The sequence below is a fragment of the Limnospira sp. PMC 289.06 genome (genome assembly GCF_032350395.1).
GTDB lineage: Bacteria > Cyanobacteriota > Cyanobacteriia > Cyanobacteriales > Microcoleaceae > Limnospira > Limnospira platensis.
The window spans coordinates 1-1,401 of the sequence record NZ_JARPLC010000310.1 but is presented as its reverse complement, the minus strand read 5'-3'; the positions used below and the strand labels follow the sequence as shown (position 1 = coordinate 1,401).

At 44.4% G+C, this 1,401-nt stretch carries 1 protein-coding gene and 1 tRNA gene; one reads left to right on the top strand and one right to left on the bottom strand.

Annotated features, from left to right (window positions below):
* Positions 1–449: 449 nt before the first annotated feature.
* Positions 450–1,178 (bottom strand): hypothetical protein, encoded by a 729-nt coding sequence (locus tag P5674_RS24745; RefSeq protein ID WP_014276471.1) that lies wholly within the window; start codon positions 1,176–1,178, stop codon positions 450–452.
* Between the two features lie 36 nt (positions 1,179–1,214).
* Between P5674_RS24745 and P5674_RS24740 the strand changes: the two genes are divergently transcribed.
* Positions 1,215–1,288 (top strand) — tRNA-Val (locus P5674_RS24740).
* Positions 1,289–1,401 lie beyond the last annotated feature (113 nt).

Below are 1,401 nucleotides of genomic sequence, written 5' to 3'. Positions count from 1 at the left end.
TCATCAGGAGCCGTGTGCAGGGAAACTCGCAAGCACGGTTTGGAATTGGAGTTGGGCAAGGTGACTTCTCTTTCGACCATAACACAACTCCCCTCTTTTTTTTCGCTCAGTCTTGACCTTGAGTCTCTCTGCCTTATCTGGTTGTCGAAGCCAGATGTTGAGACACATAGATAGTTATGGGATGGTCAGGGGTGCGAATCCCTTATATTCCACCAAGGGGTGGAAGTCCCACTAGGAGGTTATTTCAGCCATTGCAGCCCTATTTGAATCCTAAACGTTTCGCACGTTATATATATTTCTATACCAAACGTCGGGACATATAAAAAGTTATAGGGATGGTCAGAAGCGAGCTTCTTGTATTCAGTCAGGGGGCTGAAGTTTTCACCAGGTAGTTATTTCAGGCATCTCAGCCTTATTTCCTACCTGAACGTCTCGCACTAATGGATAAATTATAACAGCCAGGTACTTTGAGAAAAATCTTCATTGTTCATCGGTTGACTGAGGGAATGTTCGGGACGAGGCACTAAATGAGGTGGCGATCGCTTCGTGGGTTTCTGTGCTAGTTTAGACGTAGATGATTCTAGTTTTAACTGTTCGATATGTTGTAAAAGTTTAGTATTCGTTTCCGACAGATGTAGTGCTGTTAATTCTGCCTGTTCTAGCTTTTCCTTTAAGGCCGCCGCCGCTTCAGTCTCCTGTTTAAGTTGGGCTATTAATTTATTTTTTTCCTCTAATTCTTGTTGTAGTTTATTTATTGTAGTGGCTAATTGCCTATGGCTGGCTTGAGCGTTTTTAACAGTTAATTGAAGGGCAGAAATCTCTTTTTTTAAAGTCTGCTCAGTTTCCTGGGACTGCTGTAAGTGGGATTCAAGCCAGGCTACTTGAGCTTCTAACTCCATCTGCGCCTCTAATTCGGCGTGGGTGGGGGTTGGACGGCTAGAGGAGGTATTGTCCCTTGGGGATGTGCTTGTATTAATTTGATGATCAGTATCAGCAGATTCTGGGGGGGGACTACCCGCCTTTTCTGCTTCCTGTTTGACCATATCGGCTAGACTTTTCTTAACCATCATCTCCTCCCTTGGAACTGTGTGTCCCGTCGCCTGATGGGCGGCTGATACAACTTCATTAAGCATACAGCGATCGCGAGGGGAAAAATAGATCCGTTTGGGGGGTTGCAATTTTCGGGTGAGTTATGTTAATGTAATAAACTGTTCGGACGCATAGCTCAGTTGGTTAGAGTACCACGTTGACATCGTGGGGGTCGCTGGTTCGAGTCCAGTTGTGTCCACTATTAACTGACCGTTATCATAACTGCAATAACCGTGATTCACTTAACTCGATAGTCCTACCTAATTACTCAGATATTACTCACAATCTAGTCCTAGCACAGGAAAATAATTC